Genomic DNA, 23,397 nt, shown 5'->3' on the forward strand with positions numbered 1-23,397 from the left:
GCAGCCGCTCGAAACAGGACGAAAAAAGGCCCGCGGGTTAACGCGGGCAACTAATACTGGAAGCAATGTGAGCAATGTCGTGCTCTTCTTCGGTAGAGCCACCGTCGAAGCGCAGAAGAATAATAATCATTCTTATTATCATCTGTAAAGCCCTAATTGAGAATTTTTCTCATCTCCACACAGAGATTGTGATTACCCCATCGCCAGTTTGGCGAAAAACACAGCAGAAGCGTCGCGAATTTGGGGAGTACGTGGCGTTTAAGATACACTCACGCTATTGCCTCAGAATCGTTGAGTTCTATGCCAAAATTATTCCCCTCTCTGCTGCTGGGTCTCAGCATGATGAGCGCGTCAGCGTGGGCCGCGCCAACGGACAACATCCGCAACAGCGGTTTTGTCTATTGCGTTAACGGCACGGTTAATACCTTCAATCCACAAATGGTTAGCAGCGGCTTAGTCGTTGATACGCTGGCGGCGCAGCTGTATGACCGGCTGCTGGACGTGGATCCTTATACTTATCGGCTGATTCCCGACCTCGCCCAGAGCTGGGAAGTGCGTGATAACGGCGCAACCTACCGTTTTCACCTGCGTAAAGATGTCGCCTTCCAGCACACCAACTGGTTTAAACCGACGCGGAAAATGAACGCCGATGATGTGGTGTTCAGTTTTGCACGCATGTTTGATCGCAAGCATCCGTGGCACAACGTCAACGGCGGCAGCTATCCCTATTTTGATAGCCTGCAGTTTGCCGATTCGGTGCAGAGCGTGAAAAAGCTCGATAGCGATACGGTTGAAATCCGCCTGAACAGCCCGGACGCCTCTTTCTTGTGGCATATCGCGACGCATTACGCGCCGATTTTGTCGCAGGAGTACGCCAACAAACTCAGCGCTAAAGGCCAGCAGGAACAGCTGGACCGCGAACCGGTCGGCACCGGCCCGTTCCAGTTGAGCGAATACCGTACCGGGCAATATCTCCGCCTGGCGCGTAATCCGCAGTACTGGAAAGGCGTGCCGCGTCTGCAGCAGGTGGTGATCGATTTGGGCGTCGGCGGCACCGGAAGGTTATCCAAACTGCTGACCGGCGAATGCGATGTGCTGGCCTATCCCGCCGCCAGCCAGCTGAGCATTTTGCGTGACGATCCGCGCCTGCGCATGACGCTGCGTCCTGGCATGAACATCGCCTATCTGGCGTTCAACACGCGCAAACCGCCACTGGATCGCCCGGAAGTGCGTCACGCGCTGGCGCTGGCGATCAATAACGAACGCCTGATGGAGTCGATCTATTACGGCACCGCCGAAACTGCCGCCTCCATTTTGCCGCGTGCGTCCTGGGCGTATGACAACGATGCGCGCGTCACCGAATACAATCCGGCTAAAGCGCGTGAAGAGTTGAAAGCGCTGGGGCTGGAAGATTTACATTTACGTTTAGTGGTGCCCTCTTCCTCGCAGTCGTGGAATCCCAGCCCGCTAAAAACCGCTGAATTGTTGCAAGCGGATTTGGCTCAGGTTGGCGTGCGCGTCACTATCGCGCCGGTGGAAGGCCGCTTCCAGGAAGCGCAGTTGATGGAGATGAACCATGACCTCACGCTCACCGGCTGGGCAACCGACAGTAACGATCCCGACAGTTTCTTCCGTCCGCTGTTAAGCTGCGCGGCGATCCGTTCGCAAACCAACTACGCACACTGGTGCTCGCCCGCCTTTGATGAGGCTTTGCAGCATGCACTGTTGTCCCAGCAGCTATCGGCGCGCATTGACAGCTATGACAAGGCTCAGCAGATTTTGGCGCAGGAGTTGCCGGTGCTGCCGCTGGCGTCATCGCTGCGTTTGCAAGCCTATCGGCATGATATTAAAGGCCTGGTGCTGAGCCCGTTTGGTAACGCTTCGTTCGCCGGCGTTTACCGCGATGAGAGCAGCGAGGAGTAAGCATGATTATCTATATTCTGCGTCGCGTGGTGCTGCTGCTCATCACCCTGTTTTTGCTGTCGCTGGTGAGCTTCAGTCTGAGCTACTTCACACCAAACGCCCCGCTCGAAGGCGCATCGCTGTTTGATGCGTGGTGGTTCTGGTTCAAGGGCTTGCTGCAGTTCGATTTTGGCGTCTCCAGCACCAACGGCCAGCCGATTGATCTTCAGCTGCGCGAAGTATTTCCCGCCACGCTCGAGCTATGCGTAATGGCATTTATTCTGGCGCTAATGGTGGGGATTCCGCTGGGAATTTGCGCCGGCGTGATGCGTAAAAAATGGCAGGATAAAGCCATTAGCGCGCTGGCGCTGCTTGGCTTCTCGATGCCGGTATTCTGGCTGGCGCTGCTGTTTACGCTGTTCTTCTCGTTAACGCTCGGCTGGTTGCCGGTGTCCGGACGTTTCGACCTGCTCTATCCGGTGCAAAACGTTACCGGCTTCGCGCTGATTGATGCCTGGCTGAGCCCGTCGCCGTGGCGTCATGAAATGCTGGTCAGCGCCTTAACGCACATGATTCTGCCGGTGGTCGTGCTCGCCGTTGCGCCTGCTACCGAGATGATCCGCTTACTGCGCAGCAGCACCAGCGATGTGATGGACAAAAACTACGTCAAAGCCGCCGCAACGCGCGGCCTGTCGCGCTTCACGGTGATCCGCCGCCACGTGCTGCACAATGCGCTGCCGCCGGTGATTCCGCGCCTTGGGCTGCAATTTTCCACCATGCTGACGCTGGCGATGATCACCGAGGTGGTGTTCAACTGGCCGGGCCTCGGCCGCTGGCTGATTAACGCCATTCGCCAGCAGGATTACGCGGCGATTTCCGCTGGCGTGATGGTGGTGGGCGGTCTGGTGATTCTGGTCAGCGTGTTATCCGATATTCTGGGTGCGGCGCTTAACCCGCTGAAACATAAGGAATGGTATGCCCTTAGATAATGTCTACGATGAGAAGCGGCTGCCCAGCACGCTGCGTCGCAGCTGGCAGCGCTTGTATCGCGATACCAGCGGTATGGTCGGCTTGTACGGCTTTGGCCTGCTGCTGTTCCTGTGCCTGTTTGGCGGCCTGCTGGCGCCGTATGGCATCGATCAGCAATTCCTGGGTTATCAGTTGCTGCCGCCATCGTGGTCGCGCTACGGCGATGTCTCCTTCTTCCTCGGTACCGACGATTTAGGCCGTGATGTGCTGAGCCGCCTGCTGAGCGGCGTAGCGCCGACCGTCGGCTCGGCGATTCTGGTGACGGTGCTGGCGGCAATTTGTGCGCTGGTGCTTGGCGTGTTTGCCGGTATCACGCACGGCATGCGCTCGGCGGTGATGAATCACGTGCTGGATACCTTACTGTCGATTCCCTCGCTGCTGCTGGCGATTATCGTGGTGGCATTTCTCGGCCCGCGCCTGGAACACGCGATGCTGGCGGTGTTTCTCGCGCTGATCCCACGTCTGGTGCGCGAGATCTATACTGCTGTGCATGATGAGATGGAAAAAGAGTATGTGGTGGCGCTGCGTCTCGATGGCGCGCGCAACCTGAATATCTTGTGGAATGCGGTGCTGCCTAACGTGCTGCCGCTGCTGGTGAGCGAATTTACCCGCTCGCTGTCGATGGCGATTCTGGACATCGCCGCACTCGGTTTCCTCGATCTTGGCGCGCAGCTGCCCTCGCCCGAATGGGGTGCGATGCTGGGTGACGCGCTGGAGCTGATCTACGTTGCGCCGTGGACGGTCATGCTGCCGGGCGTGGCGTTGATGGTCAGCGTGTTGATCGTTAACCTGCTGGGCGATGGCATTCGTCGCGCTGTAGAAGCGGGAGTTGAATAATGCCGCTACTGGATATCCGTAACCTGACCATCGAATTTATGACCGCTGACGGTCCGGTCAAAGCGGTTGATCGCATCAACCTGACGCTAAGCGAAGGCGAAATCCGCGGTTTAGTGGGTGAATCGGGTTCAGGCAAAAGTCTGATCGCCAAAGCCATTTGCGGCGTCACCAAAGATAACTGGCGCGTCACCGCCGATCGCATGGTGTTTGATGATATTGATCTGCTGCGCCTGTCACCGCGCGAACGCCGTCGGATCGTCGGCCATAATGTGTCGATGATTTTTCAGGAGCCGCAATCCTGTCTTGATCCGTCAGAAAGTATTGGTCGCCAGCTGATGCAGGCGATTCCGCGTTGGACGCACAAAGGCCGCTGGTATAAGCGGCTGTGGTTCTGGCGCAAAGTGCGCGCCATTGAGCTGCTGCATCGCGTCGGCATCAAAGATCATAAAGACATCATGCGCAGTTTCCCTTATGAACTCACCGACGGCGAATGCCAAAAGGTGATGATCGCCATCGCGCTGGCCAATCAGCCGCGTTTGCTGATCGCCGATGAACCAACCAATGCGATGGAGCCGACCACGCAGGCGCAAATTTTCCGCCTGCTAAGCCGCCTCAATCAGAATAACAACACCACCATTTTGCTGATCAGCCACGATCTGCGCACCATGAGCCATTGGGCCGACCGCATTAATGTGATGTATTGCGGCCAGACGGTGGAGATCGCGCAAAGCGAAGAGTTAATGGAGTCACCGCATCATCCTTACACGCAGGCGCTGATCCGGGCGATGCCCGATTTCGGTAGCGCGCTGCCGCACAAAAGCCGCCTCAACACGCTTTCTGGCGCGATTCCTTCACTGGAACATCTGCCGATTGGCTGTCGTCTGGGGCCGCGCTGCCCGTATGCGCAGCGAAAGTGCATCGAAACACCGCGCCTGACCGGCAATAAAGCGCATCTGTTTGCTTGTCACTTCCCGCTGAATATGGAGAGCCAGTAAACATGGAAACGCTGCTGGAAGTGCGCAACCTGAGTAAAACCTACCGCTATCGCACCGGTTTGTTCCGTCGTCAGCACGTTGAGGCGGTGAAAGGCGTCAGTTTTACCCTGCGTGAAAAACAGACGCTGGCGGTGATTGGTGAAAACGGTTCGGGAAAATCGACGCTGGCAAAAATGCTCAGCGGCATGGTCGAGCCAAGCGAGGGCGAGATGCTGATTGACGATCATCCGCTGGAATACGGTGATTATGGTTATCGCAGCCAGCGCATTCGCATGATTTTTCAGGATCCCTCAACCTCGCTGAATCCGCGCCAGCGCATCAGCCAGATACTCGATTTCCCGCTGCGCCTGAATACCGAGCTGGATGATGACGCGCGTGAAAAACGCATTATCGCCACGCTGCGTCAGGTCGGTTTGCTGCGCGACCACGCCGGATACTATCCGCACATGCTGGCGCCGGGCCAGAAGCAGCGCCTGGCGCTGGCGCGAGCGCTGATTCTGCAGCCAAAAGTGATCGTCGCCGATGAAGCCCTCGCCTCGCTGGATATGACCATGCGTTCACAGCTGGTAAACCTGATGCTGGAACTGCAGGAGAAGCACGGCATTGCCTATATTTATGTCACGCAGCATCTCGGCATGATGAAGCACATCAGCGATCAGGTGCTGGTGATGCATCAGGGCGAAGTGGTCGAGCGCGGCGGCACCGCCGATGTATTGGCCTCGCCGCTGCACGATCTCACCAAACGCCTGATCACCAGCCACTTTGGTGAAGCCTTAACCGCCGAAGCCTGGCGCCGCGAGCGTTAAGGCGCCGAAAACGCAGTGCGATTTACCGCATTTATAGAGACGTGCTAGACTTCGCACGAGATTAACGTCGGTCGCCTGTTTTTCAACCATCGCGACCGCCAACAACAATGACCAAAAGGATTACAGCTATGGGTTTTCTTTCCGGTAAGCGCATTCTGATTACTGGCGTTGCCAGTAAACTCTCAATCGCCTACGGTATTGCGCAGGCGATGCACAAACAGGGCGCAGAACTGGCTTTCACCTACCAGAACGACAAACTGAAAAGTCGTGTGGAAGAGTTTGCTAAAGATCTGGGTTCAGACATTGTTCTGCCATGCGATGTGGCTGAAGACGAGAGCATCACTGCGCTGTTCACCGAACTGGCAAAAACCTGGCCGAAATTTGACGGTTTCGTTCACTCCATCGGTTTCGCACCTGGCGATCAGCTGGATGGCGACTACGTGAATGCCGTGACCCGTGAAGGCTTCAAAATCGCTCACGACATCAGCGCGTACAGCTTTGTGGCGATGGCGAAAGAGTGCCGTGCAATGCTGAACCCGAATTCTGCCCTGCTGACCCTGTCTTACCTGGGTGCAGAGCGCGCTATCCCGAACTACAACGTGATGGGTCTGGCGAAAGCGTCACTGGAAGCTAACGTGCGCTACATGGCGAACGCGATGGGTCCAGAAGGCACGCGTGTTAACGCCGTTTCTGCCGGTCCAATCCGTACGCTGGCTGCATCAGGCATCAAAGATTTCCGTAAAATGCTGGCGCACTGCGAAGCGGTTACCCCGATTCGTCGTACCGTTACCATCGAAGACGTGGGTAACTCAGCTGCATTCCTGTGCTCTGATCTGGCGGGTGGTATCACCGGTGAAGTGGTACACGTTGATGGCGGCTTCAGCATTGCCGCAATGAACGAGCTGGAACTGAAATAAGATTTACCTAAGGTCGCCTTTCATGGCGACCTCCTCTTCAAATAACGCCCTCCTTATACTCGTAAGCTATTAATTATTCCCCAACATTCTTTTGCCGTGGACAGCCGTTCAGCGACGATAAGCTAGCCCTTTGTTGCATGCCTGCTTTTCAGATTCGCACGCTGTGCAGCAAGTCCGTTTTTAGCGCAAGGAATGACCATGGAACAACGCCGTTCTCCCGGCCATGACCACTGGTTTTATGAAAGCCAGACTCGCCCGAATAGCACCGCCACTGCGCCGCTGGTGCCCGAAGCCGCCTATATCGACGATCGTTTCTTACTCGGTTTGCAACAGGAAGCGACCGCGTTAAAGCCGCTGCTGTCGCGTTTTCAGCCTGCGTTATTGGCCGCGCGCGATCTCAGTCAGATTCTGTTTCCCGATACGCTTGCCACCAGTTTGACCCACACCTTAACGCTGTACGATCGTCTCAGCACCGCGCTAACGGTGGCGCAGGTCGCCGGCGTGCAGCGCCTGTGCAATCACTACTCAGCCCGGCTCAATCCGTTGCCGGGTCCGGACTCGTCACGTGAAAGTAATAATCGCCTGACGCAAATCACCCAATATGCGCGTCAGCTGGCGATGCAGCCGGAACTGATCACCGCCAACAGCATCAGCGCGCTGGACGCGGTGGGCTTAACCGAGCCCGATATCGTCACGCTGAATCAACTGGTGGGATATGTCAGCTATCAGTCACGCGTGGTGGCATCGCTGCAGGCGATGATGGGCTTGCCGGTGCGCTGGATTCCGGGCGTAACACCGCCGCCGGACGCCAGCGCAGCGCTGTTTACCGGCAACGACGGCTGGCAGCACGCGCTGAAACCGGTTGAACTGCGCTATGCCAGCGCCGATCAACTGGCGGCGGTTACCTTCTGTCAGGGCATTGAGGGATTGGATGATGCCATTTGGCTGCTGGTGCACGATGCGCAAGTGCTGTATGGCTTCGCCACGCTAAAACAGCGGCTGAGTGAACATTTTGCCGGGGATGAAGCGCTGGCGCAGGCGGTTAGCGCACGCGTGCTGGGTTGTCGACGTCAGTTTGATTTTGTTACCGATGAATGGCGTGACGCACTGCTGCAGGATGTCGAAAGCGCTGGCGCAGCATCGCCGGTGATTTCACTCAGCGCCCAGCTCACGCGCCTGCCCGACCGCTTCAGCGCTGCGCATTTGCAGCCGCTGCTGAACGCGGGCTGGGGCAGCGAACGCATCTTCACGCTGTTGCAAGCGGTGGCTTTCGCCAGCTGGCAGGATCGCCTGCTGATGGCGCTCGGTGAAACCCGTTAATTGGGCAGATGCCGCCGCGCTTCATCAAAGAAATGCTGAGCCAGCGGCGATGCTCTGCCCGGCTCGGCAATCACTAATGCCGCCTGCCGTCCCATCGGCGCCATCTCAATCGGCCGCCGCGCCAGATTCTGCATCAGCTCCGGCAACAGATGCCCGCATGGCGACACCATCACGCCCAAACCAACCTGCGCGCTTTGCAGCAGTTGCATAATCGACGCGCTCTCAACGATCACGCGTGGGACCAAGCCGGTTTCCCGCAGCTGCCCATCAAGATAGCGTCGAAAATAGCGCGTGGGCTCTGCCAGACACAGCGGCTGGCAGGCAAGCGTGGCGAGCGAGATGTTCTCTTGCTCGAGCAGCCCCGGAAAATGCGCCGGATTGAATAGCGCCTCGACGCCCGGATCTTTCAACAGCGCAGTTTGAAAATGCAGCTCGCGCAGTGACGTCAGTTCAAAAAAGCCGATACCGCCATCCACGGTGTGGCTGTTGAGCGCTTCCAGCAGTTGATCGGCGCTCATCGCGGCCACGCGATAATCCAGCTGTGGATAACGCGCTTCAACCGCTTTCAACAACGCAGGCAGCGCCACGCTGCACTGCGGCATCACGCCAAGCCGCAAGGTGCCGTTGACGCCATGCTTGAGCGACTCCACTTCCAGCTTCAATCCCTGATACACCGAAACAATTTCTCGCGCCCAGGTCAGTACGCGCTCGCCTTCTGGCGTAAAGCCATCGAAATTATTACTGCGGTTGATCAGCGACAGCCCTAATTCGCGTTCGAGGTTTTTCAGGCGCATCGATAGCGTCGGCTGGCTGACAAAGCTAACCTCTGCCGCGCGGCCAAAGTGGCGTTCGCGTTCAAGATTTGTCAGATAGATTAATTGTTTGATGTCCATGGAAAGCAGAATTGGCTGGAAAACAGCAGTGTATCATGGCGGTTGCCGCTGCGCTGCGTCCACGCGCAGCGGCCATTATGTTACGCCACACCCAAGGCACTTTTTACGTCGTTGGCGATCTTCTCGACCTGCGGGCCGTAAATCACCTGAATATCGTGTTCGCTGACGCGATTGATGCCATTCGCGCCGGTGGTCAGTAACGTTTGATCGACCACCTCATTCATCTGTTTGACCCGCACGCGCAGCCGGGTGAAACAGCAATCGACGTCCTCTATATTGCCTTCGCCGCCCAGCCCGCTGATGATCACTTTGGTGCGCTCATCCGCCGCCACCTGTTCGGGTTTGTGCTCCTCATCGGATTCCCGTCCCGGCGTTTCAACCCGCATCCGCGTGATGACAAAACGGAAGCCGTAGTAGTAAATCGGCACATAAATTACGCCGAGCACAATCGTCCACCACCAATGCGTTTTGCTGCCACCGAGAATGCCGAACACCACCAGATCGATGGCGCCGCCCTGCACGTTGCCAATCATCAAATGCAGCATCGACATCAACATAAATGACAGGCCGGTTAATAGCGCATGCAGGATATACAGCACCGGCGACACGAAGATGAAACAGAACTCCAGCGGCTCGGTGATGCCGGTGGTAAAGGAAGTCAGTGCACCGGCCAGCACCAGCGCTTTAACGCGCTGCTTATGCTCAGGGCGCGCAGTGTGGTAGATCGCCAGCGCGGCGGCTGGTAAGCCAAACATCATTACCGGAATTTTGCCCTGCGCGAGGAACTGCGTCGCGCCGCGCACCGTATCGTCCGGGATGGCGCCGGGATGCGTTAGCGAGGTGTTGAAGATGTTCAGCGCGCCGACGATGCTTTGTCCATCAACCGTTGCCATGCCGCCAATCGGTGTGAAGCGCACGGTTTCGTTGAGGATATGGTGCAAACCGGTGGGAATCAGTAAGCGTTCGCTGGTGCCAAGCAGGAAGGCACCGTATTGCCCGCTTTTACCAATCATCAAACCCACCCACGCGATGCCTTCACCGATGGTCGGCCAAATCAACGCCAGCAGCACGCCCACCAGCGGCAGCACCACCACGGTCACGATCGGCACAAAGCGACGTCCACCAAAGAAGCTGATCGCCGTCGGCAGTTGCTGAGTGTAAAAACGGTTATGCAGCAGCACGGTAATCAATCCAGCAATCACGCCGCCCAGCACGCTCATGTTGTAAGTAAAGATGCCGAGCATGTCGATGTATTCGGCCGACGTCATCATCGCCGCAGTTTGATCCATACCCGCTTTCTGCAGCGCTTCTGGCGTGGTGGTAGCGGCCGTCAAACCTTTCGACGCCAGCGTGGAGCTGATACCGACGTTCATAGCAATATAGCCAATTACGGCGGCAAAGGCGGCGGTCGGTTTCTCCGCTTTCGCCAGCCCGATGGCGCTGGCCACCGCAAAGAACAGCGGCAAATTGGCGAACAGCGCGCCCGCCACCTTGCGGATAAACCCGATAATCAGCTGTGGCACCTGCAGACTGGCGAAGGCATCGCCGGTGATGGCCGGATTTTGCATTGCGGCGGCCAGGCCAAGAAAGATCCCTGCGGCAGCAATCACCGAGATGGGCATCATTAAGGCTTTACCGAAGGCGTGAATTTGGCTTGCCAGATTCTTCATGCTGCGTGCCCTTTTCAGAATGGAAAGAGCAATTATTAGTCAGTTATCTCAGCAGCACGTAACTGCCGCCCCTTAACAGCCGGGAAAGTTTGACTTATGTCACGCTTTACGTGCGTTTCACGATAAACGCCGCCTATCGCACCATTAAACCAATCAATTAGACAACTTTTAAGGAGAGTCGCACACTCCCCGCTAACAGAAGACATATTCTGATAACAACTCATAAACAAATAAGCCTGCAACTATGAAATTTAAACGTAAGATTCAACCCTATCGCGCTGCTGCGGGCGGCTGGGGTTCATTGGAAGCCACCACCCGTTTCGTCCTTGATAGTAAAGCTGCCCTGAAGAACATGCGAAACCTGATGCGCATGAACAAAGCGCGCGGTTTCGACTGCCCAGGTTGCGCATGGGGCGATGACAATAAAAGTACCTTCAGCTTCTGTGAAAACGGAGCAAAAGCGGTGACGTGGGAAGCCACGCGTCGTGTGGTTGCGCCGGAATTTTTTGCCCAGCACAGCGTCAGCACTCTTTATCAACAGAGCGATTACTTCCTTGAGTATCAGGGACGCTTAACCCATCCGATGCGCTACAACAGCGAGACCGACCACTACGAACCGATCAGCTGGGACGATGCGTTAGCCTTGATTGCTCGCCATTTGAAGGCGATGGATCATCCAAATCAAATGGAGCTTTACACCTCCGGCCGCGCCAGCAATGAAGCATCCTGGCTCTATCAGCTTTTTGGCCGTGTGATGGGCACCAACAACTTTCCCGACTGCTCCAACATGTGCCACGAAGCCAGCGGCACCGGCCTGAAACGCAGCATCGGCGTGGGTAAAGGCACCATTCGTCTGGATGATTTTGATCATGCCGACGCGATTTTCGTGTTGGGTCAGAATCCGGGCACCAACCATCCGCGCATGCTGCACAGCCTGCGGCACGCTGCCGATCACGGCGCGAAAATTGTCACCTTTAACACGCTGCGCGAGCGCGGCCTCGAGCGTTTTGCCGACCCGCAAAAGCCGCTGGAGATTGTCACGTCGATGGCGGGCACCATCAGTTCCGCCTATTACCAACCTAATCTGGGCGGCGATATGGCAGCGGTGCGCGGCATGGTGAAAGCCCTGCTTGAGCTACAGCGTGCACGTTTAGCTGTCGGTGAAGAAGGCATTTTCGATCAGGCGTTTATCGATGCCAACACTCATGGCATTGACGCGTATCTTGCCGCCGTTGATAACACCCGCTGGGACGATATCGTGCGCCAATCCGGTCTCAGCGAAGTGCAGATTCGTGAAGCGGCGGCGATCTATCAAAGTGCTGAACGCGTGATTGTCACCTGGGCGATGGGCATTACTCAGCATAAACACTCGGTGGATACCGTTCGCGAGATCACCAACCTGCAGCTGCTGTTTGGTCAGTTGGGCAAGAAAGGCGCAGGCCTGTGTCCGGTGCGCGGCCACAGTAATGTGCAGGGCAACCGCACCATGGGCATCGATGAGAAACCGGGCAAGCCGTTCCTCGATGCGCTCGGCGCGCACTTTGATTTCGAACCCCCGCGCGAGCATGGTCACAACACCGTTGAAGCGCTGAACGCGATGCTGCGTGACGAAGTGAAAGTGCTGATTGCGCTGGGCGGCAACCTTGCGGCGGCCGCACCGGATTCACCGGTCACCGAAGAAGCGTTGCAGCATTGCGGTTTGACCGTGCACATCAGCACCAAACTCAATCGCAGCCATTTGGTGCCAGGCCGCGAAGGGCTGATTCTGCCAACGCTGGGCCGTACCGAACGCGATCGTCAGGCAAGCGGTAATCAGTACATCACCGTGGAAGACTCGTTCAGCATGGTGCACGCCTCAGAAGGCGTCGGCATTCCCCTGGCAGAGACGCAGCGTTCTGAAACCGCGATTGTGGCTGGCATCGCCCATGCGACATTAGGCAGCGATAAAATCGACTGGCTGGCGATGGCAGGCAATTACGATCTGATTCGCGATCACATCGCCGCCACGATTCCCGGCTTTGCTGATTTCAATAACAAGTGCGACATTCCGGGCGGTTTCTACCTGGGTAGCGCTGCCGCCGAGCTGCGCTTCAATACGCCAAGCAAACGTGCTGAGTTCAGCGCCGCCGCCCTGCCAACGTCGCTGTTCCCGCAGTTGGGCGATGTCGCGGTGCCGTTCACGCTGCAAACCCTGCGTTCACACGATCAGTACAACACCACGATTTACGGCCTCGATGACCGTTATCGTGGCGTGTACGGTCAGCGCGAAGTGGTGTTTATCCATCCGGATGATATGACGTCGCTGGGCTTCACTGAAGGCCAGTTGGTGGATATCGAGACGCTGTGGAATGACGGTTTAACCCGTCGCGTCAGCGGTTTCAAGCTGGTGCCGTATAACATTCCGCGCGGTAACCTCGCGGCGTATTATCCGGAAACCAACCCGCTGGTGCCGCTCTCGAGTTTTGGCGACGGCAGCGGTACGCCGACCTCAAAATCGGTGCCGGTGAAGCTGGCATTAAGCGCCGCCACACCGTCACAACGTATCGCCTGACCAAAGCGTTATCAGAAGGTAAAAAGCCGCGTAAAGCGGCTTTTTAGCCTGTTTTGGCCTTGCCGCGCGGACCCGATTCGCGTAAAACTGTCAGCCGCTCTTAGGCCACGAAACTATATAAATTATGTTCCAGGATAATCCGCTGCTCGCGCAGCTTAAAGAGAAGCTTCACGCGCAGACTCCGCGCGTCGAAGGTGTTGTTAAAGGTACGGAAAAAGGCTTTGGCTTCCTCGAAGTTGATGCCCAGAAAAGCTACTTCATTCCGCCACCGCAGATGAAGAAAGTGATGCACGGCGACCGTATTTCGGCCGTGATCCACACCGATAAAGACCGCGAGAGTGCCGAGCCGGAAACCCTGGTTGAGCCGTTCCTGACCCGCTTTGTCGGCCGCGTGCAGAAGAAAGACGATCGCCTGTCAATTGTGCCGGATCATCCGCTGCTGAAAGAGGCGATTCAGTGCCGCGCCGAACGTGGCGTGACCCACGATTTCCAGAACGGCGATTGGGCGGTAGCAGAGATGCGTCGTCACCCGCTGAAAGGCGATCGCGGTTTCTATGCTGAACTGACCGAATTCATTGTCACTGCGGACGATCACCTCGCGCCGTGGTGGGTAACGTTGTCGCGCCATAACCTCGAACGTCAGGCTCCGGACGTCGGTTTTGGTGAGATGCTCGACGAACATCTGCAGCGTGAAGATTTGACCGCACTGAACTTCGTCACCATCGACAGCGCCAGCACCCAGGATATGGATGATGCGCTGTACGTGGAAGAGGCTGCCGACGGCAATCGGATCCTGACCATCGCTATCGCTGATCCAACCGCTTACGTGGCAGAAGGCAGCGAGCTGGATAAGCTAGCGTCGAAACGCGCGTTCACCAACTATCTGCCGGGCTTCAACATACCGATGCTGCCGCGCGAACTCTCTGACGACGTCTGTTCCCTGCGTCCGAACGAGCGTCGTCCCGCGCTGGCATGCCGCGTTACCGTGCTGAAAGATGGCAGCCTGGCTGATGACGTGCATTTCTTTGCTGCGTGGATCGAGTCGAAAGCCAAGCTGGTTTATGACGAAGTTTCCGATTGGCTGGAAAACAGCGGCAGCTGGCAGCCTGAAAACGACGCCATTGCTCAGCAGATTCGCCTGCTGCATCAGGTTTGCCTGGCGCGCAGCGAATGGCGTCAAACCCACGCGCTGGTGTTTAAAGATCGTCCGGACTACCGCTTTGTGTTGGGCGAAAAAGGCGAAGTACTGGATATCATCTCCGAGCCACGTCGCATCGCCAATCGCATCGTGGAAGAGTCAATGATTCTGGCTAACGTCTGTGCCGCGAAAGTGCTGCAGGAGAAGCTGGGCTTCGGTATCTATAACCTGCACACCGGTTTCGATCTGGCCAATGCTGAGCAGGCCGCTGGCGTGCTGGCAGGGCATGGCATCACCGTGGATCCGCAGGCGATTACCACGCTGGAAGGCTTCCGCCAGCTGCGTCGTCAACTCGATGCGCAGCCAACCCAGTATCTGGATAGCCGCATTCGTCGCTTCCAGTCATTTGCAGAAGTCGGCACCGAGCCGGGCCCGCACTTTGGTCTTGGCCTCGAAGCCTACGCGACCTGGACTTCGCCGATTCGTAAGTTCGGCGACATGATTAACCATCGCTTGCTGAAGGCGATCGTGCGCGGTGAAAGCACTGGCCGTCCGCAGGATGAGCTGACCACCATCATGAGCGAACGTCGTCGCCTGAACCGCATGGCCGAGCGCGATGTTGGTGACTGGTTGTATGCCCGCTTCCTTGCACCGTTTGCCGCTACCGATCGCAAGTTCAGCGCCGAGATCATCGACGTGTCTCGCGGCGGCATGCGCGTTCGTCTGCTGGAGAATGGCGCGGTAGCCTTCATTCCTGCGCCGTTCATCCACGCGGTGCGTGATGAGCTGGTGTGCTCGCAGGAAAGCGGCACCGTGCAGATAAAAGGTGAAGTCGCATACCGTGTCACTGACATCATCGACGTGACCATCGCCGAAGTGCGTATGGAAACCCGCAGCGTGGTCGCGCGTCCGGCCGCCTGAGCATGAAAACTCGCGGGATAACAGCCGTTATCCCGCATTTCTCTCCGCCCGCTTTAGCAAATGTTAAATTTGCATTCCGCTTCACATTTCTAATGCCTTTGTCTGTCGTTAACAATTCATTACATTACTTTTAACTTGTTGTATTCGATCGCCTCTTTTCCCGGTCCCTACAAGGAGTTAACTCATGAACAACGTCAAAACCAGTCTCATCTGGTTAGCGGTGGCGTTAATTGGCGCGGGCGCATTTGCCATGCTGGCCCTCAGCCGTGGCGAACACGTCAACGCGGTGTGGCTGGTGATTGCCTCCGTCGCCTGCTACAGCATTGCCTATCGCTTTTACAGCCTGTTTATCGCTAAGCGTATTTTCGAACTGGACGATCGCCGTCGCACGCCGGCGGAGCGCTTAAGTGACGGCCTCGATTATGTGCCGACCAATAAATGGGTGCTGTTCGGCCACCATTTTGCAGCGATTGCCGGTGCGGGCCCGCTGGTTGGCCCGATTCTCGCGGCGCAGATGGGCTTCCTGCCAGGCACCATCTGGATTTTGGTTGGCGTAATGTTTGCCGGTGCGGTGCAGGATTTCCTGATCCTGTTTATCTCAACGCGTCGTGATGGCCGCTCATTGGGTGAGATGGCGCGTCAGGAGCTCGGCTCATTCGCTGGCGTGGTCACCATGCTCGGCGCGCTGGGTGTGATGATCATCATCCTCTCCGCGCTGGCGCTGGTGGTGGTGAAGGCGCTGGCCAACAGTCCATGGGGTTTGTTCACCATTGCCGCAACCATTCCGATTGCGCTGTTTATGGGCGTGTATATGCGCTTCCTGCGTCCGGGAAAAATCGCGGAAGTGTCGATCATTGGCTTCGTGCTGATGATGGCGGCGATTATTTACGGCGGCAATGTGGCGGCCGATCCCTATTGGGGCCCACTGTTTACGCTGAAAGGCACGGAGCTGACGTGGGTGCTGGTGATCTACGGTTTTGTCGCCTCTTCGCTGCCGGTGTGGCTGCTGCTGGCACCGCGCGATTATCTCTCCACCTTCCTGAAAATTGGCGTGATCATCGGTTTGGCCATTGGCATCGTGTTTGCCATGCCCGAGATGAAGATGCCCGCGGTGACCAAATTTATTGATGGCACCGGGCCGGTCTTCTCCGGTGCGCTGTTCCCGTTCCTGTTTATCACCATCGCCTGTGGCGCCATTTCAGGTTTCCATGCGCTGGTTTCCAGCGGTACCACGCCGAAACTGGTGGAGCGCGAAAGCCATATCCGTTTCATCGGCTACGGCGCGATGCTGATGGAGTCCTTTGTGGCGATCATGGCGCTGATTTGTGCCTCGGTGCTTGATCCGGGCGTCTACTTTGCCATGAACTCCCCTGCCGCGCTGATTGGCACCACGGTGGAAAATGCGTCGCAGGTGATTAACGGCTGGGGCTTCGTGGTGACGCCAGAGATGCTGAGCGGCATTGCGCGCGACGTCGGCGAAAGCACCATTCTTTCGCGTGCCGGTGGTGCACCAACCTTTGCGGTCGGCATGGCGCATATCATCACCGAAGTGTTTAACAGCCGCGCCATGATGGCGTTCTGGTATCACTTCGCCATCTTGTTTGAAGCGCTGTTTATCCTGACCGCTGTGGATGCCGGCACCCGCGCCTGTCGCTTTATGGTGCAGGATCTGGTGGGCACCGTGGTACCGTCGATGGCGAATAACCGTTCATGGTTGGGCAACATGGCGGGAACCACCGTCGCGGTGGCGGGCTGGGGTTTCTTCGTGTATCAGGGCGTGGTCGATCCGCTCGGCGGCATCAATACGCTGTGGCCGCTGTTTGGTATCGGCAACCAGATGCTGGCGTCAATGGCGCTGATTCTCGGCACCGTGGTGCTGTTCAAAATGAAGAAGCAGCGTTATGCGTGGGTGACGATTGTTCCAACCGCCTGGCTGTTCATTACCTCGATGACCGCGGGCTGGCAGAAGATTTTCCACGAAAAACCTTCGATTGGTTTCCTGGCGCAGGCCAACAAGTTCCGCAAAGGCATTGATGACGGCATCGTCATCGCCCCGGCGAAGAGTGTCGCTGACATGCAAACCATCGTCTTCAGCAATCAAATTAACGCGGCCCTGTGCGCCTTCTTCATGCTGGTGGCAGTGACCATGCTGGTGGCGGCCTTCTTCGTGATTCGTCGGGCGCTCAACAGCACGGTGCCAACCACCCATGAATCTGAGATCTCACTGCGCAAAGAGGTGCGAAATGTCTGAGTCCATTTATCACTGGAGAAAACCCATCGGGGCGTGGCACATTCAGCAGTGCTTACCAATCGCAGCCGCCACGGCTGGGCAAAATCTTACGCGCTGGCAGCGCATCTGGCAGGGATTGCAGCAAAGTTTTCGTTTAATGGTCGGCGTTCATGACTATCAAACTTATCTGAAGCATATGCGCGAACATCATCCAACGATCGCCCCCATGGATGAGCGCGCTTTTCACCGTCACTGCCTCGATGCCCGCTTTCCCAGCCAGGCCGGAAAACTCGGTAAGTGCCCTTGCTAACAGAGATTAGCCCCGCTTGTCGGGGCTTTTTCGTGCCATTCTTTAATAAAAACAAAAATATATTTGGATTGCATCTTGTGCTGACGCAGGAGGTTGAATACTGTTGCTAAAATAATGAGATACCGCCCGCTGAGCATTCCCCCGGAGGAAGTTTCCATGACCGATGAACAAGGGCAAACATTGCTATATACCTTGTTTGGCACCACCAGCCCTCATTGGCGTTTAACTTCAGATAGTGATGCTCTGCATTTTGCCGAAGATGAGAACGCAAACACCAATATGGCGGTGCCGCTGACTCCCGCACAAGCCAGTTTATTACGTGCGATGACGGTCATTACCTCAAGTATTAACCTCACGCTGTCGCTGCATGGCGAACCTGTTCCGATGCATTTTGTCGGCCGTAAAGTCAATCAATCTACCTGGGCAGGCACCTCGTCAGCCTGGGGCGATACGTCGTCTGTCGCGCGCGATTTGACGCTGGGTTTATCCTTCGCCGAGCAAGTGGTTTCTGAGGCGAATTCCGTCATCGTGATCCTCGATCAACGCGGCAATATCCAGCGTTTCAACCGTTTGAGTGAAGAGTACACCGGGCTGAAAGAGCAGGAAGTGATTGGCCGCAACGTATTCCAGCTGTTTATGACCAAGCAGGAAGCGCAGGCATCACGCCGTAATATCGCCGGTTTCTTCCGTGAAGGCAGTTCTTACGAAGTTGAACGCTGGATAAAAACCCGTAAAGGTCAGCGACTGTTTCTGTTTCGTAATAAGTTCGTTCACAGCGGCAGCGGGAAAAATGAAATTTTCCTCATCTGTTCCGGAACCGACATAACCGAAGAGCGCCGCGCTCAGGAACGTCTGCGCGTGCTGGCCAATACCGATACCGTCACCGGCTTGCCCAATCGCAACGCGATCCATCAGCAGATTAGTCTGGCACTGGAGCTGGCGAATGGCAGTCAGACCGGTGTGGTGTACCTCGATTTAGACAATTTTAAGAAGGTAAATGACGCTTACGGCCATATGTTTGGCGATCAGCTGTTGCAAGCCGTGTCGCTGGCCATCCTCAGCTGTCTTGGCAAAGACCAGACGCTGGCGCGCCTTGGCGGCGATGAGTTCGTGGTGCTGGCGGAACACACCAGCCAGGCAGCGCTGGAAGCGATGGCGTCGCGTATTCTTGAGCGGCTGCGCCAGCCATTCCGCATTGGCCTGATTGAGGTTTACAGCGGCTGCTCGCTGGGTATCGCCCTCGCCCCGCTGCATGGTGAAGATCGTGAAAGCCTGATTCGTAACGCCGATACCGCGATGTATCACGCCAAAGAAAACGGCCGCGGCAAATTTTGCGTGTTCGCTAATGAGATGAATCAGCGCGTGTTTGAATATCTGTGGCTCGATACCAACCTGCGCAAAGCGCTCGAGCTGGATCATCTGGTGGTGCACTACCAGCCAAAACTCAATGCCGAAGGCGAAGTGCTGAGCGCCGAAGCGCTGGTGCGCTGGAATTCTCCAGAGCGTGGTCTGGTGCCGCCGGGCGATTTTATCTCCTACGCCGAAGAGTCCGGTTTGATTGTGCCCCTGGGCCGCTGGGTGATGCTCAACGTGCTGCAGCAGATCATTAAGTGGCGCAGCGAAGGCATCTTTCTGCGCGTCGCGGTTAACGTCTCGGCTAAGCAGCTGATCGACCAGAGCATTTACACCGATCTGAAACAGGCATTGAATGAAGCCGGTTTGACCGATTGTCCGATTGATATCGAACTGACGGAAAGCTGTCTGATTGAGAATGAAGCCGGTGCGCTGATGCTGATGAAACAGTTCCAGGAGCTGGGTGCGCAAGTGCATCTCGATGACTTTGGTACCGGTTACTCCTCACTTTCTCAACTGGCGCGCGTCCCGATTGATGCCATTAAGCTGGATCAGAGCTTTGTACGTAATATCAACAAACAACCCGTGGCGCAGTCGCTGGTGCGTGCGATTGTCGCGGTGGCCAAAGCCCTGAAGCTGCAGGTGATCGCCGAGGGCATTGAAACCAAAGCCGAAGAGAAGTTTGTTATGGCCAACGGTGTCGATGGGCGTCAAGGTTATTATTATGCAAAACCAATGCCCGCAGAACAGCTCGGGCATTGGCTGGCTAAGCATCCTGCCCGCGTTTAACGCTGGTCTGCGAGATTAGCCGGCTTTGCGCAAGGATGCGCTATGACGGTTCTGCAGTTGTACCAGTCGTTCCATGTAAGCAATGTCTTTAGGTTCCAGTGTGAAGGCATAATCGACCCAGTCCTCCGTGATATCCATCAGCTCAGCGCGTGATAACTGCAATACGCGTTGACGTGCTTTCAGCATTGCCCGCACGCCGTTCAGTTTTGGACGTAACGTATCGATGAAGGTGCGTGTGGTGCGATAACCATCGCCCGGCTGGAACACCTTGTCGACCAGACCACGCGTTTCATACCATTCCGCGCTGTGTGACTCACCTTCCATAATCAGCTCTTCGGCCAGCTTCATGCCAGACCGACGCGCCACTAACGAGTAGCCGCCCATACCCGGGAACAGGTTGAATGCGATCTCCGGGAAACCCATGCGCGCGCTGTTCTGCGCCAGAATGAAGTGATGTGCCAGCGCCGCTTCAAAGCCGCCGCCGAGCGCACTGCCCTCAATCATCGCCAGCGTGACCGCACCGGTATCGAAACCCCGCGCTGCGGAGTGGATGCAGTCGACACAGGCACGCGCATAAGCGCGCAGTGCTTCACGACGGTTGTTGCGAATGCATTCCACAAAGAAACGCAAATCGCCTCCGGCGTTAAACATCTGTGGCACTAACGAACCCGTCACCCAGAAATCAATCGGCAGACCGGAACGTTGAGCGGAATAGCTCAGGTTCATGATCTCCTCAATTAATTCGTGGTTAAAACTCGGACGGGGTTGCGCACGCAGCATCATCCACATGGTGCGGCGACCCTCTTCATAGTAGGCCGCGAGCTGTGTGGTTTGTCCAACTTCGGTGAACAGTCTGCATGTTGGTTGGTTAATTACTGTCATTGTCTCATCCTCTGTTTATGTTTATGTAGTGCGTTAAACGCCACATCAGCGTAATCCAGAGTGAGGCCAGACCAAATGAGAGATTGATTTATAAAGCAAAATCCAGAGATATCCCCGACCAGCGGCCGGGGAAGCATTAGCGGGCTTACTTGATGGCAGCGCGTTGCCCCACAGCAACATGAGAACGCTTAACGCGTCGTGAATAAACCGCGGTGATGATGGGGACAATGACGGAGGTGACAATGACCGAAGTAGCAACTAATGCCGTTGCGGCGGGTGCGACCGGTTTAAACTGTGGCAGCATCTCGGCGATCAACACTGGCGTGGCTACGGCAGCGCCTGCGGTGCTGGATGCCGCAATCCCCGCTGTCCCATCGCCACCGCCAATCAGTCGATCGGCAATAATCAGCGGAATGCCGGTGACAATGATCACTGCGACACCCAGCATAATGCCCAGCAGGCCAGTTTGCGCGATGACGGTCAAATCAATGGTATTACCCAACGCGAAAGCAAAGAACGGAATCAGTGTGTGAACCGCTTTGCCAAAGAACTCGCGCAGTTCGGGATCGAGATTACCCAACGCGAACCCGACGATAAACGGCAGTACCGCGCCAACGAAGACATGTGGCTCAAACGACGCAATGCCTGCGGTGCCGAGAATCACCATCGTCATCAGCGGCCCGGACTCCAGCGACATCAAGACAAACGCACCGGCCTCTTCTTTCGAACCGTATTGCTGCATGATGGATGCGTATAAACCGCCATTGGTCATATCCATCGCCGCCACTAACGCCAGCGTCGAGAGACCGGCAAACATACCCACTTCCACGCCATTTTCCGGCATCACACGTGAAGCAATCGCCGCGACCACCCACGCCACCGCAATCTTGGTGAGCACGAGCGTGCCCGATTTACGCAGTACTGTGCCGGTGGCGCTGAGTTTGATGGATGCGCCCATGCAGAAGAACCACACCGCAAGAATCGGCACGGTGCCGGTCATCAACCCATTGGTGAACGAACCAAAGTATTTACCTGCGCCCGGAGAGAACGTATGGCACAGCGCGCCCAAAAACAGCGGAATCAGCATCATGCCGCCAGGAATTTTATCGATTGCACGTTTGATATGCATAAAGGTGTCACCTTAACTGAGCCAGAGGGAGGTGTTTTTATGAATTGCCAGATGGCATGGCGAGCAAGATAACGATTGGCAGAAAGGAAAAAAGTGATCGCAAATGCATTTATGAAACGCTGTTTTATTTTTATTGATCGATCATTTTGTATTTATGATACGCATCGCCATACCAGGTGATTTGAAGTTAAATGAGAGGCACCCGGAGGCGTTTTTTCTGTAGGGATGGATTATCTGTGCGGGCTTTGACGCATCTGCCCTTGTCAACAACACGCATTGAAGCTGATGAGCAGGCCGGTGACACTTTTGGGCCGGCAATCCGCAGCGCTGAACGAAGCGAGGAGGCCAGGAGAGCCCGCAGGACGCGGGCGAAAGGCGAAGCCGTGACAGGACGTCTCCGCCGGTCCGTCAGGCAGACGAGCAAAGTGAAGGTACCGCGCTAGCGGCGCGAGGACCGCCGGACCAAAAGTGTCACCGGCCTGCGCGCTCACCATTAGCTTAATTAACTGGCATTACGCCAGCAGGTGTATATGTTTCAGAATTGACTTTAATTCTGCCCATACCAGGCATTTTTACCGTGCTTACGCAGGTAGTGCAGATCAAGCAAAGTTTGCGAAATCGGCGGTAACTCAGTGCGCAGCTGCTCGGTATGCAATGCCATATAGGCCACCTCTTCTAATACCACCGCACTGTGTACCGCAGCATGCGCATCTTTACCCCAGGCAAACGGGCCGTGGGAATTCACCAGCACGGCGGGGATTGCCGTTGGTTCAATTCCGCGCTGTGCAAAAGTTTCAGTGATCACCTGGCCGGTATTCCACTCGTATTCCTGCTCAATCTCTTCGCGCTTCATCTGCCGCGTGCAGGGAATGGTGCCGTAAAAATCATCGGCGTGCGTGGTGCCTAACGCGATGATTTCACGTCCAGCCTGAGCCCAAATGGTGGCATGGCGAGAGTGCGTATGCACGATGCCGCCGATCTCTGGCCAGGCGAGATAAAGCGCGCGGTGGGTGGCCGTATCCGAGGATGGGCGCATTTTCCCTTCTATTACCTCGCCGCTGGCGAGATCGACGACCACCATATCGTCGCGCTGCATCTGCTCGTACTTCACGCCCGACGGCTTGATCACCAGTAAACCCCGATCGCGGTCCACCGCACTGACGTTGCCCCAGGTAAAGGTGACCAGGTTGTAACGGGGTAAATCGAGATTGGCTTCCAGCACCTGCTGCTTTAACGCTTCCAGCATCTTTTTTCTCCTGCGAACTGTGATAGCTGAATTGTGCGGAGCAGGGAGAAAAAGCGTTATGGATGGAACGGCTGTAAAAGCTGCGGAAAGTGGCTAAGGCGTTAAATGTGTGGCGCGGGTTGGTTTTGATGATTAAACAAGAAGTGGCTTGCAAACTCGCATTTTAGGACCGTTTTACCCTGCCGAGTGCGGTGTAACATCTATACTTATATGGTTACCACGGTGTTAACAATCAAGGAGAAGTTAATGACTACAACAATGAAACGTCTTACTGCTGCCGTATTGGCAACAACACTAGTTGTCGCGCTGAGCGGCTGTTCGAATTGGTCTAAACGCGACCGTAATACCGCAATCGGTGCGGGTGCGGGTGCCATTGGTGGTTCAGTGCTGACCAACGGTAGCGGACTTGGTACCGTTGGTGGCGCAGCTGTCGGCGGCATCATCGGCCACCAGATCAGCAAATAAATTATAATTATCAG

At 56.2% G+C, this 23,397-nt stretch carries 18 protein-coding genes; 13 read left to right on the forward strand and 5 right to left on the reverse strand.

Going from position 1 to position 23,397, the window contains the following annotated elements; all coding sequences use genetic code 11:
* Positions 1-300 precede the first annotated feature (300 nt).
* From sapA to ACVLVH_RS04865, 7 genes are all read left to right on the forward strand, one after another.
* Positions 301-1,923: an ABC transporter substrate-binding protein SapA gene (sapA, locus tag ACVLVH_RS04835; protein ID WP_110866234.1), complete on the forward strand. Its 1,623-nt coding sequence runs from the start codon at positions 301-303 to the stop codon at positions 1,921-1,923.
* Between the two features lie 2 nt (positions 1,924-1,925).
* Entirely contained in the window at positions 1,926-2,891 is a 966-nt protein-coding gene (gene sapB, locus ACVLVH_RS04840) for a putrescine export ABC transporter permease SapB (RefSeq protein WP_192411772.1), read from the forward strand.
* Entirely contained in the window at positions 2,878-3,768 is an 891-nt protein-coding gene (gene sapC, locus ACVLVH_RS04845; RefSeq protein ID WP_101764289.1) for a putrescine export ABC transporter permease SapC, read from the forward strand. The genes sapB and sapC overlap by 14 nt, the downstream gene beginning before the upstream one ends.
* Positions 3,768-4,763, forward strand: a complete 996-nt coding sequence (sapD, locus tag ACVLVH_RS04850; protein WP_101764288.1) for a putrescine export ABC transporter ATP-binding protein SapD — start codon at positions 3,768-3,770, stop codon at positions 4,761-4,763. Before sapC ends, sapD begins: the two co-directional genes overlap by 1 nt.
* 2 nt (positions 4,764-4,765) lie before the next feature.
* Positions 4,766-5,569 (forward strand): putrescine export ABC transporter ATP-binding protein SapF, encoded by an 804-nt coding sequence (gene sapF, locus ACVLVH_RS04855; RefSeq protein WP_110866235.1) that lies wholly within the window; start codon positions 4,766-4,768, stop codon positions 5,567-5,569.
* A 128-nt stretch (positions 5,570-5,697) separates the two neighbouring features.
* The gene (gene fabI / locus ACVLVH_RS04860; protein ID WP_007892455.1) at positions 5,698-6,486 is read left to right on the forward strand and encodes an enoyl-ACP reductase FabI; all 789 of its coding nucleotides are present in this window, start codon (positions 5,698-5,700) and stop codon (positions 6,484-6,486) included.
* 198 nt (positions 6,487-6,684) lie between these two features.
* Positions 6,685-7,806: a CMD domain-containing protein gene (locus tag ACVLVH_RS04865; RefSeq protein ID WP_498948870.1), complete on the forward strand. Its 1,122-nt coding sequence runs from the start codon at positions 6,685-6,687 to the stop codon at positions 7,804-7,806.
* On the opposite strand, the gene ACVLVH_RS04870 is transcribed toward ACVLVH_RS04865, so the two are convergent.
* Entirely contained in the window at positions 7,803-8,699 is an 897-nt protein-coding gene (locus tag ACVLVH_RS04870; protein ID WP_498948872.1) for a LysR family transcriptional regulator, read from the reverse strand. The two genes, ACVLVH_RS04865 and ACVLVH_RS04870, sit on opposite strands and share 4 nt — an antisense overlap.
* Positions 8,700-8,779: 80 nt before the next feature.
* Complete coding sequence (locus tag ACVLVH_RS04875) at positions 8,780-10,369, reverse strand: PTS transporter subunit EIIC (RefSeq protein ID WP_498948874.1); 1,590 nt, start codon at positions 10,367-10,369, stop codon at positions 8,780-8,782.
* Between the two features lie 244 nt (positions 10,370-10,613).
* Between ACVLVH_RS04875 and ACVLVH_RS04880 the strand changes: the two genes are divergently transcribed.
* The 5 genes from ACVLVH_RS04880 to pdeR all read left to right on the forward strand — a co-directional run bounded on the left by ACVLVH_RS04880 (position 10,614) and on the right by pdeR (position 19,661).
* Complete coding sequence (locus ACVLVH_RS04880; RefSeq protein ID WP_498948876.1) at positions 10,614-12,920, forward strand: FdhF/YdeP family oxidoreductase; 2,307 nt, start codon at positions 10,614-10,616, stop codon at positions 12,918-12,920.
* A gap of 124 nt (positions 12,921-13,044) precedes the next feature.
* A complete protein-coding gene (locus ACVLVH_RS04885) occupies positions 13,045-14,979 on the forward strand; it encodes an exoribonuclease II (RefSeq protein ID WP_462061705.1) in 1,935 nt (644 codons plus the stop codon).
* Between the two features lie 184 nt (positions 14,980-15,163).
* A complete protein-coding gene (locus ACVLVH_RS04890) occupies positions 15,164-17,230 on the forward strand; it encodes a carbon starvation CstA family protein (protein ID WP_110866240.1) in 2,067 nt (688 codons plus the stop codon).
* Positions 17,223-17,519 carry a YbdD/YjiX family protein gene (locus ACVLVH_RS04895; protein ID WP_192411725.1) on the forward strand — a complete coding sequence of 99 codons (297 nt, stop codon included), beginning with the start codon at positions 17,223-17,225 and terminating at the stop codon, positions 17,517-17,519. Before ACVLVH_RS04890 ends, ACVLVH_RS04895 begins: the two co-directional genes overlap by 8 nt.
* Positions 17,520-17,675: 156 nt before the next feature.
* Positions 17,676-19,661, forward strand: a complete 1,986-nt coding sequence (gene pdeR, locus ACVLVH_RS04900; RefSeq protein WP_101764279.1) for a cyclic di-GMP phosphodiesterase — start codon at positions 17,676-17,678, stop codon at positions 19,659-19,661.
* A gap of 15 nt (positions 19,662-19,676) precedes the next feature.
* On the opposite strand, the gene ACVLVH_RS04905 is transcribed toward pdeR, so the two are convergent.
* The 3 genes from ACVLVH_RS04905 to araD form a co-directional block, all read right to left on the reverse strand.
* Complete coding sequence (locus ACVLVH_RS04905) at positions 19,677-20,543, reverse strand: crotonase/enoyl-CoA hydratase family protein (RefSeq protein WP_007892438.1); 867 nt, start codon at positions 20,541-20,543, stop codon at positions 19,677-19,679.
* 145 nt (positions 20,544-20,688) lie between these two features.
* Positions 20,689-21,672 (reverse strand): 2-keto-3-deoxygluconate transporter, encoded by a 984-nt coding sequence (gene kdgT, locus ACVLVH_RS04910; RefSeq protein WP_007892437.1) that lies wholly within the window; start codon positions 21,670-21,672, stop codon positions 20,689-20,691.
* A 547-nt stretch (positions 21,673-22,219) separates the two neighbouring features.
* Positions 22,220-22,918, reverse strand: coding sequence for an L-ribulose-5-phosphate 4-epimerase (gene araD / locus ACVLVH_RS04915; protein ID WP_192411724.1), 699 nt, complete (start codon positions 22,916-22,918; stop codon positions 22,220-22,222).
* A 246-nt stretch (positions 22,919-23,164) separates the two neighbouring features.
* On the opposite strand from araD, the gene osmB reads away from it, so the two are divergent.
* A complete protein-coding gene (osmB, locus tag ACVLVH_RS04920) occupies positions 23,165-23,383 on the forward strand; it encodes an osmotically-inducible lipoprotein OsmB (protein WP_008106509.1) in 219 nt (72 codons plus the stop codon).
* The last annotated feature ends 14 nt before the right edge of the window (positions 23,384-23,397 follow it).

This window comes from Kluyvera sp. 1366 (assembly GCF_054823405.1).